Consider the following 8,243-nt stretch of genomic DNA (forward strand, 5'->3'; position numbering starts at 1 on the left):
TCATCTACTTCTTCGATATCAACAAAGTGTCCTTCTTTTCTTGCCCACTCAGGTACGTTTTTCATCGCACAACTGTGGTCACATTGTACTACTAACACATCTTCTATATCCATTTCTTTAAGTGCATTTTCAGCCTTTACTAGAGGCACGGGACACGCTTCTCCTAGACAATCTAATATTACTTCTTTAGCCATTTTAATTTCCTCCAATTAATATTTTTCGATTTTAGTATTTAAGTCTATATTATTTATACTTGTTTTCAGTTTTATGCAATTTTCAACGATTATTTAGCTTTTTCGATGATTATTTCCCACTCGCCGTCATCTACTTCTTCGATATCAACAAAATGTCCTTCTTTTCTTGCCCACTCAGGTAAGTTTTTCATCGCACAACTGTGGTCACACTGTACTACCAATACATCTTCTACCGCAAGTTCTTTAAGTGCATTTTCTGCCTTTACCAAAGGTACTGGACACGCTTCTCCTAGACAATCTAACATTACTTCTTTAGCCATTTTAATTTCCTCCATTTTTCATTTAATTTTACTATATTAGTATTTTTTTCAAACTATTTAACTCTTTACTAAACTATACTTTTACAACAACCTTCAATTATCAAGCTGCGTTTTTTCTGTTTTCCCACTTCTCAGCTGCAATATACAATACAACTATAATAAGAAGGTTTACTGCTATACCGCCAAACCAACCGAAGTAATCCGGCAGGAACACTTTTTTTCCTGAAATCATGAAAGTTCTCTTCCAGAAACCGAAATCATGTGCTCCCCAAAGTGATCCTATTACGAAGAATAACAATGACAATACCTGCATGTGGAATCCTTCTCCAACTCTCATAAGAGTACCCGATGCACATCCACCAGCTATAACCATTCCTATTCCAAATATGAATGCTCCTACTCCTGTAGCTACACTAATTGGCACTACATAGCTCATTCCAGGTATTGGAAGACCCATTCTGAAATATCCATACTTGATTGCCGTAAATCCTATTGATGTTATTGCAAAAGCAATAAGTACAGCCCTTGTTACTGATGTTGAACCTGTAAGGTATGGGTCCCTCATTGATGCTGTAAAACAGAAACTTGCTCTTCGCAGTATGAATCCGAAACAGATTCCTACTACCCAGTACATCGCCAATTCTCCAGACTTAGCAAAGTTAAGATATAGAGCAAAAGCTATGATTCCTGCAAAAACTGCCATACCTATTGGCATTTGATCTTTCTTTTTCTTTCTAGAGCCTGCCCTGCTTGAGGTCGAGCTTCTTCTAGGTTTTCTTTCCCCGCCTTCTGCAGGTGCATCTGTAGATGATGCTGCTCTTGAAGGTCTTCTTGGTTTTCTTTCTTCACCTTCACCATTTGGTTCCGATGATTGTCCTTCTCTTGAAGGTCTTCGAGGTTTTCTTTTTTCACCATTGTTTTCTGCAGGTGTTTCTGCAGCAGGTGAAGTTTTTGTTTCCTCTTGAGCCATTTGAGAAGGTCTTCTAGGTTTTCTTCTTTCAGGTGTAGCGTTTTCCTGATTATTTTTCTCGTCTGACATTTTCTCACCCCTTTACGGAATTTTTTTGAATTTAAATCTGATATATTATTAACAATCTTGTCTATATATTAACATAGTTTGTAATTTTCTATTTATTTGATATAATTATATAGTATCAGAATTTATTATAGCCAAAAGGAGCACTAATAATGCATATCGAATATTTTAATTACTTTTATCAGGTAGCAAAAGTTAAAAGTATTTCAAAGGTTGCAAAGCAAATACACATATCACAATCAGCCTTGAGCCAGCAAATTCAAAAGCTTGAGGACAGCATGGGTTACAAGCTCCTGGAAAGGAGCAACAAAGGCGTAACCGTAACTGAAATGGGCGAGATAGTTCTCAAGTATTCTGAGAACATAATAAACATTTATGATAAAATGCTTTCAGAGCTTGAGCATGGAAATGAAGATACCCATACTGTTCATATGGAGGCTTGTCCTTCCATATCAAATTATGCACTTCCCTGTTCACTATATATCATAAAAGAGAAATTCCCTTCCCACAAATATGAGGTTATTACTAACATATCTACCAAGATTAAAGATAATATTACAAACGACATAGCCGACTTGGGCTTTGTCTACAAAAAAAATGATGCCCCCAACCTTAACTATCACAGGGTTGGAACCAATAAATTTGTACTGGCATCCTCTTATTATTATAATATTCCAAAAGAAATCACAGTGGATGAAATGATAGAATATCCTATGATTTCAATGATTGTTCAAGATGAAGTAAAAGATGAAATAGGCGCTTTGCTTAACAAGAGCAACTATTCCTATGACGACATGAACATACTCTTCCAACTTGATTCAATAGAATCAGTGAAGTCATCACTACACAGAAAACATGGCGTGGCTTTCCTTCCCTATATATCAATAAAAGAAGAGCTTTACAACAAGCATTTCAAGATTATAAACATCAAGGACTTCGAAATCAACATCAATGTATTTATGGTTTCTAAAAAAGAAAGTCATCCTTCAAAGTCTGTTGAGGAATTTTCAAGAACCTTCAAGGAAATAGGCGAAAAAAGCTTCTGCTAGACCTTATATATCCTAATTTCCCAGACACCATTCATTACTTCTTCAATTTCCAATTTGTTGTTTTTGAATTTGTCCTTTATTGATTCAACTACACAACTGTGGTCAGTTACAACTTCCAAGGCTTCTCCTTCTTCAAGCTTTGGGAGTTCTTTTATTATTTTAATTATGGGAACAGGGCAAATATCACCAAAACAATCTAATTTTTTCATAGTATACACCTCTTTATTATTATAATAGTTAATCCAATATAAGTAAACAATATTGTTAAAACCTTGACAACTATGTAACAATGTTTAGTGGAGTTGATTTTATGGATATATCTTTCAACAAAATTGATATTAACGAAAATGATAAAACCCATATATTAAAGAGCCTGGTGACAGACATAACCGACGGTGAAGGATCCTATGTGGTCGACAACCTACTAACAATACTTAAGGAGATTTAAATGGAGCTACTATCATTTGTAATCCCTGTCTACAACAGCGAAAAATCATTGGACGAATTATGCAAAAATATTGGAACACTGTCAAATTCATATGGTTTTGATTATGAAATCATTCTAATAGACGACTGTTCTACAGATAATTCAAAAGAAACAATGGAAAAACTCAGTAGAGCAAATCAGAAAATAATATCGGTTTTTCTTGAAAAAAATTCAGGGCAACAAAATGCAATATTTTGCGGACTGGGATTGGCGAAAGGCAGCCTTATAGTGAATATGGACGACGATTTACAGCACCCAATAAATATCGTACCTAAGCTCATTACTGAACTCAAAAATGGCCATGACATAGTTTATGGGATAACTGATGTAAGATATGATGAAAACTACAGGAATCTTGGTTCTAAGCTGACTGACAGGATTTTTACATATATACTCAAAAAACCGAAAAACAAAAGAATCAGCTCCTTCAGAGTAATCAAAAGGAATATTGTTGATCTTATCCTTCTTGATAATTACAGATATGTATACATATCTGCAGCAGTAGTTAGACATAACAGTAAAATCGGAAATGTCTTTTACAAAAAAGAATCAAGAAAACACGGAGAGTCAAATTACAATTTTAAAAAACAATTGATTATATTCTTAAGGATACTTCTTTACTACAGCAATTTTACATTTCTGGAATTCTTCAGAAAAAGAGGCGGGCAATATATAATAAAAAATACAATTAACAGGTGAAAATATGAAATTTATAGTTTTAGGAGGCAGCAACTGCCAGGTAGCTTTAATAAAAGGACTTAAAAATCGAGGACATGAGGTTGTACTTTGCGACTACTTCACCGACCCTCCAGGTAAAAAGTATGCAGATATAAAAGAAGAAATTTCAACCTTTGATGTCGACGGAATAGTTGAAGCGATAAAAAAACATAATATAGATGGGATTCTGACTGCAGGTACAGACCAACCTGTATTTACAGGAGCTCTTGCTTCTGAAAAGTCAAATCTTAACTTTTATATAGCTTCCAACAAAGCCAAAGAGTTAACAAACAAGAAATTCATGAAAAACATATTTACAAATCACAATATACCAACCGTAGACTATAGATATATCAAAAGAAACTACTCTGAAAAGGATATTGAAGGTCTCGAATTTCCAGTCGTAATCAAACCCTTTGACAGCCAGGGACAAAGAGGTGTTTTGAAGATTGATTCAATGAAAGAACTTGAAGAGCTCATTGATGAAACATTTTCCTTTACTGAAGAAGATGAAATATTAATAGAAAAATTTTATGAAAACGATGAAATCACAGTATCAGGATGGGTTATTGAGAATAAAACTCACATATTGTCAGTGACAGACAGGGTAACTTACGACATACATCCCCATATAGGCATTTGCACCTCCCACAACTTCCCTTCGAAGCACTATGATGAATATGGAGGTGAAATCATAAGACTGACAAAAGATCTTGTAAAAGCATTCAAAATCACTTCTGGTCCAATTTATTTCCAGATGCTGATAGGTAAAAATGGGGTTCTGGTAAATGAAACCGCTGCACGAATAGGCGGTGCCTTTGAAGATGTCTATATCAAATACCTTACAGGTGTTGACATGCACACCCTCCTCATAAATGATACTTTGAAGGTAAAAAACCTACTGGAAAAAGAAAATTATGTAAATGAAATATCAGAAAAACTAAACGTTGTCTTGTTTTTCGCCACTCCAGGAAAGATAATAGTTTTGGATGGTATAACAAAACTCATTAAAGAGAATAGGATTATAGACGGAGCATATAATTTTAAAGTCGGTGATGAAATAGGTAAAATAAAAAATGCAACTTTAAGAGCAGGTCACTTCGTAGTTGCTGGTAAGGATAACGCAGAACTCGAAAAAAACATCCAGTATGCATTTGACAATATGCGAATACTGGATGAAAACGGGAAAAATCTTTTAATAAAGTCAATTTAAGGATATCCTTAAATTGACTTTTTAATTTAAACTATTTTATCATTTTTCATATGGACTGTATTGTTGTAATCCACAAGGTTAAATTCTCCCGAATTATAATCAAATTCCGTAAGACTACAATTATCTACAACATTTGCAAACCATGTCTTCGAATCACCCTCTTTGGAAATATAGGATGTGATGCATTTAATTGTACCTCCGTGGCCTACAATTAAAACGTTTGTATTCTTGTATTCTTCAAGTATGAACTCAAATCCACTTATTACCCTTTCGTTAAATTCCTTTAAGGATTCACCACCTGGATATTTGAAGTTGTAAGGATCCATCTTTATTATATCCTTTAACTCCGGATGTACTTCCCATACCTCCTGAAAGCCGTATCCTTGGAATTCTCCGCAATTTATTTCCTTTAAGCAATCTCGTGTTACAACTGGAATATTTGAATCTCCTGCTGCAATTATTGCAGTCCTATATGCTCTTAAAAGAGGACTTGAAATTATAATGTCAATATCTTTACTAACTATAACTTCAGATAGTCTTTCCGCACCAAAAATTCCTTGTTCGGTCAATGGTGAATCCAAACACCCCTGTATTCTTCCTTTTATATTCCATTCTGTTTCTCCGTGTCTAGTTATGTAAACCTTCATTACTTCCTCCACCTAGTAAAGCCAATTATCAGCCAGTTCCCTTGTTGGCGTAAATATATAATATACAATAATAGTATTATTTTCAACCTTTTCTATCTTCATCTTGCAATAAATATCAATTGGATAAAAATCTTCCTCGTCATTTTTTATATAAGGCAGTCCATACTGAATATAATTGATATTGAATTCCTTATAGCTGTGATAGATGCTGTTTGTCCTTATTCTTATTTCAAGATAATCCCCTTCGCTGAATTCTTTTAAATCATCTATTGTATACTCCAGAACGAAATCATCCTTTTCCAAACCCATATCACCAGCTACTAGATATTTAAAATCATATTCCGGTATGAGTGCTATTTTTTCAATTTGAAGCTTTTCTGATTCGTCATACCCGAAATATCCGTCTTCATTGCTCTCAATTACGTAACACCCGTAGAAGCTGTTGAATTGATTATTCTTGCTGTCAAAGAGTGTAGATGTACCCTTCTTGAAATCACCATATGAATACATTATAAGCAAATCAACATCTTCATTTACATATTTTGAGAATCCTTTTGATGAAAATTTATTCATCAATGGATACCAGTCTCCATAAGGGCTGGTTATTCCTATGCTTTCTATGTCATATTCTATATTTGAATTTTTTACATTGTAATCATTGTAATACAGCATTGCTGCGATGCTTATTATGTAATAAGAATTCAATATTAGTATTGATGTCAATACTAATACAATCGTCCATTTAATTTGTTTTTTCATTGTTTTTCCCAACTTTCAGTCTTGAAAAATCCAGTGACTTTACAAATACATATAATCCTGCTATTACAATAAGACCTCCCGCAACAGTCTGCATAGTAGGAACCTCGCTTAATGCGAGTAATGCCAATATGCTGGCAAATACAGGTTCCCCCAGGGTTACAGTGGATACATATGTTGAAGATACACGCTGAAGCATCCAGTTGTATATGGAATGTCCAAGTCCCGAACATACTATTCCGTGGAGAAGCATAACTGATAGCTGTTCCGGCCCGTTTACGGACATGTCTGTTTTCATTATAACTGCAAGTATAAACAAGGTGACAGCTGCCGATGAATATGTTACAAAAGCATAATCCGCAAGAGTTAAATACCGCCTGACTTTTTTGCCAATAAGAAAATATCCACTTAAAAACATTGCTCCCATGAAAGCCAGGAAATCACCAAAAAAAGCTTCTCCGGAAACTAAAATATCTCCTGCAGATATGATAATGGCACCTGCAATAGCAAGAATAATTCCAATGGTTTGAATTTTCTTTAACCTTTCCTTTAAAACAGCGAAATTAAAAAATGCTACAAAAATCGGACTTAATGCTACCAGTACCGTTGAGCTTGAAACAGTTGTATATTCAAGAGAGCTTATCCATGTTGCAAAATGACCAGCAAGAAAAATCCCACTGATAACAGATAAAAAGAAACCCTCCTTGTTTAATGTGGTACCTTCTTTCACCAAAGCTCTCAAGAAAGGAACCATCATAAATAGAGCTCCTGCCAGAAGCCTGTAAGACGCTATGGCTAGAGATGGTGCATCTATGGATCTGATGAATATAGATGATGTAGCTGTTAGAAACAATCCTAAAAACACAAAATATTTTGACGGTGCCTTGTTCATTTCTGCCCCCAATTTTGATATTATTTATACTACTATGATTTCTTCAATTATATTGACATGATACATTATAATCCCACCATTTTCAATTGAAACTTTTGTTGTCACCCAATAGAAAAAAACCGCCTTGTTGAAAGACGGTTTACTGTTTTTTATACAATTCTTTAGTTTTTAAAACTATGTATCGGTGCAGGTATTCTTCCACCTCTGTTTACAAAAGCTTCACTTGAATACTTGTTTACAGGCATAATTGGAGCTCTTCCAAGAAGACCGCCAAATTCAGCCTCTTCGCCAAGGCCTTTTCCATATACAGGTATTATCCTCACAGCTGTTGTCTTGTTGTTTATTACTCCAATAGCACATTCATCTGCTATTATTCCAGACAAGGTACTAGCCGGAGTATCTCCAGGTACAGCAAGCATGTCAAGACCTACGGAACATACACAGGTCATGGCTTCAAGCTTATCTATAGTTATAGCTCCCAAATTAACAGCCTCTATCATCCCTTCATCTTCACTTACAGGGATAAAAGCTCCGCTAAGTCCGCCAACATGGGATGAAGCCATTATACCACCCTTCTTCACTGCATCATTTAACATTGCCAGTGCTGCAGTAGTTCCATGTGCTCCACACTTTTCAAGTCCCATTTCCTCTATGATTCTTGCTACACTATCACCAATTTCCGGCGTAGGTGCCAATGAAAGATCCATGATATTGAAAGGAACATTTAGTCTCCTTGAAATCTCTTTTACAAGAACCTCTCCTGCTCTTGTTATTTTAAATGCTGTTTTCTTTATTGTTTCAGCAACAACATCAAAAGGCTCTCCTCTTACATCTTCAAGAGCAGCCTTTACAACACCAGGTCCACTAACTCCAACACTTAGTGAAGTTTCATATTCTCCTACACCGTGGAATGACCCAGCCATGAATGGATT

At 35.1% G+C, this 8,243-nt stretch carries 12 protein-coding genes; 4 read left to right on the forward strand and 8 right to left on the reverse strand.

Annotated elements, in window-relative coordinates; all coding sequences use genetic code 11:
* The 3 genes from AC3AX0_RS01515 to AC3AX0_RS01525 form a co-directional block, all read right to left on the reverse strand.
* The coding region (locus AC3AX0_RS01515) for a sulfurtransferase TusA family protein (protein WP_487548536.1) at positions 1 to 194 on the reverse strand (194 nt) is incomplete at its 3' end.
* Positions 195 to 283: 89 nt separating this feature from the next.
* A complete protein-coding gene (locus tag AC3AX0_RS01520; RefSeq protein WP_487548537.1) occupies positions 284 to 514 on the reverse strand; it encodes a sulfurtransferase TusA family protein in 231 nt (76 codons plus the stop codon).
* A gap of 100 nt (positions 515 to 614) precedes the next feature.
* Positions 615 to 1,229 (reverse strand): YeeE/YedE thiosulfate transporter family protein, encoded by a 615-nt coding sequence (locus AC3AX0_RS01525; protein ID WP_487548547.1) that lies wholly within the window; start codon positions 1,227 to 1,229, stop codon positions 615 to 617.
* Positions 1,230 to 1,702: 473 nt separating this feature from the next.
* Here AC3AX0_RS01525 and AC3AX0_RS01530 point away from each other — a divergent pair, with 473 nt between their 5' ends.
* Positions 1,703 to 2,599 (forward strand): LysR family transcriptional regulator, encoded by an 897-nt coding sequence (locus tag AC3AX0_RS01530; protein ID WP_487548538.1) that lies wholly within the window; start codon positions 1,703 to 1,705, stop codon positions 2,597 to 2,599.
* On the opposite strand, the gene AC3AX0_RS01535 is transcribed toward AC3AX0_RS01530, so the two are convergent.
* Positions 2,596 to 2,808 carry a sulfurtransferase TusA family protein gene (locus AC3AX0_RS01535; protein ID WP_487548539.1) on the reverse strand — a complete coding sequence of 71 codons (213 nt, stop codon included), beginning with the start codon at positions 2,806 to 2,808 and terminating at the stop codon, positions 2,596 to 2,598. The two genes, AC3AX0_RS01530 and AC3AX0_RS01535, sit on opposite strands and share 4 nt — an antisense overlap.
* 101 nt (positions 2,809 to 2,909) lie before the next feature.
* On the opposite strand from AC3AX0_RS01535, the gene AC3AX0_RS01540 reads away from it, so the two are divergent.
* The 3 genes from AC3AX0_RS01540 to AC3AX0_RS01550 are packed head-to-tail and all read left to right on the forward strand — an operon-like array spanning position 2,910 to position 5,016.
* Positions 2,910 to 3,047 (forward strand): hypothetical protein, encoded by a 138-nt coding sequence (locus tag AC3AX0_RS01540; protein ID WP_487548540.1) that lies wholly within the window; start codon positions 2,910 to 2,912, stop codon positions 3,045 to 3,047.
* Positions 3,048 to 3,785 (forward strand): glycosyltransferase family 2 protein, encoded by a 738-nt coding sequence (locus tag AC3AX0_RS01545; RefSeq protein ID WP_487548541.1) that lies wholly within the window; start codon positions 3,048 to 3,050, stop codon positions 3,783 to 3,785.
* Positions 3,786 to 3,789: 4 nt separating this feature from the next.
* On the forward strand, positions 3,790 to 5,016 hold the full coding sequence (locus AC3AX0_RS01550; RefSeq protein WP_487548542.1) for an ATP-grasp domain-containing protein: 1,227 nt from the start codon (positions 3,790 to 3,792) through the stop codon (positions 5,014 to 5,016).
* A 26-nt stretch (positions 5,017 to 5,042) separates the two neighbouring features.
* Here the strand turns inward: AC3AX0_RS01550 and AC3AX0_RS01555 are convergent, their stop codons facing one another.
* The 4 genes from AC3AX0_RS01555 to AC3AX0_RS01570 all read right to left on the reverse strand — a co-directional run.
* Positions 5,043 to 5,663, reverse strand: coding sequence for a histidine phosphatase family protein (locus AC3AX0_RS01555; protein ID WP_487548543.1), 621 nt, complete (start codon positions 5,661 to 5,663; stop codon positions 5,043 to 5,045).
* Between the two features lie 12 nt (positions 5,664 to 5,675).
* Entirely contained in the window at positions 5,676 to 6,422 is a 747-nt protein-coding gene (locus AC3AX0_RS01560; RefSeq protein WP_487548544.1) for a hypothetical protein, read from the reverse strand.
* Positions 6,406 to 7,311: a DMT family transporter gene (locus tag AC3AX0_RS01565; protein WP_487548545.1), complete on the reverse strand. Its 906-nt coding sequence runs from the start codon at positions 7,309 to 7,311 to the stop codon at positions 6,406 to 6,408. Before AC3AX0_RS01565 ends, AC3AX0_RS01560 begins: the two co-directional genes overlap by 17 nt.
* Positions 7,312 to 7,472: 161 nt before the next feature.
* A partial coding sequence (locus AC3AX0_RS01570) for a DUF711 family protein (RefSeq protein ID WP_487548546.1) occupies positions 7,473 to 8,243 on the reverse strand: 771 nt, incomplete at its 5' end.

The sequence above is a fragment of the Dethiosulfatibacter sp. genome, from assembly GCF_983023055.1.

Coding starts and splice junctions, on each gene's coding strand:
- AC3AX0_RS01520 (WP_487548537.1), bottom strand. CDS start 514: ATGGCTAAAGAAGTAATGTTAGATTGTCTAGGAGAAGCGTGTCCAGTA.
- AC3AX0_RS01525 (WP_487548547.1), bottom strand. CDS start 1,229: ATGCCAATAGGTATGGCAGTTTTTGCAGGAATCATAGCTTTTGCTCTA.
- AC3AX0_RS01530 (WP_487548538.1), top strand. CDS start 1,703: ATGCATATCGAATATTTTAATTACTTTTATCAGGTAGCAAAAGTTAAA.
- AC3AX0_RS01535 (WP_487548539.1), bottom strand. CDS start 2,808: ATGAAAAAATTAGATTGTTTTGGTGATATTTGCCCTGTTCCCATAATT.
- AC3AX0_RS01540 (WP_487548540.1), top strand. CDS start 2,910: ATGGATATATCTTTCAACAAAATTGATATTAACGAAAATGATAAAACC.
- AC3AX0_RS01545 (WP_487548541.1), top strand. CDS start 3,048: ATGGAGCTACTATCATTTGTAATCCCTGTCTACAACAGCGAAAAATCA.
- AC3AX0_RS01550 (WP_487548542.1), top strand. CDS start 3,790: ATGAAATTTATAGTTTTAGGAGGCAGCAACTGCCAGGTAGCTTTAATA.
- AC3AX0_RS01555 (WP_487548543.1), bottom strand. CDS start 5,663: ATGAAGGTTTACATAACTAGACACGGAGAAACAGAATGGAATATAAAA.
- AC3AX0_RS01560 (WP_487548544.1), bottom strand. CDS start 6,422: ATGAAAAAACAAATTAAATGGACGATTGTATTAGTATTGACATCAATA.
- AC3AX0_RS01565 (WP_487548545.1), bottom strand. CDS start 7,311: ATGAACAAGGCACCGTCAAAATATTTTGTGTTTTTAGGATTGTTTCTA.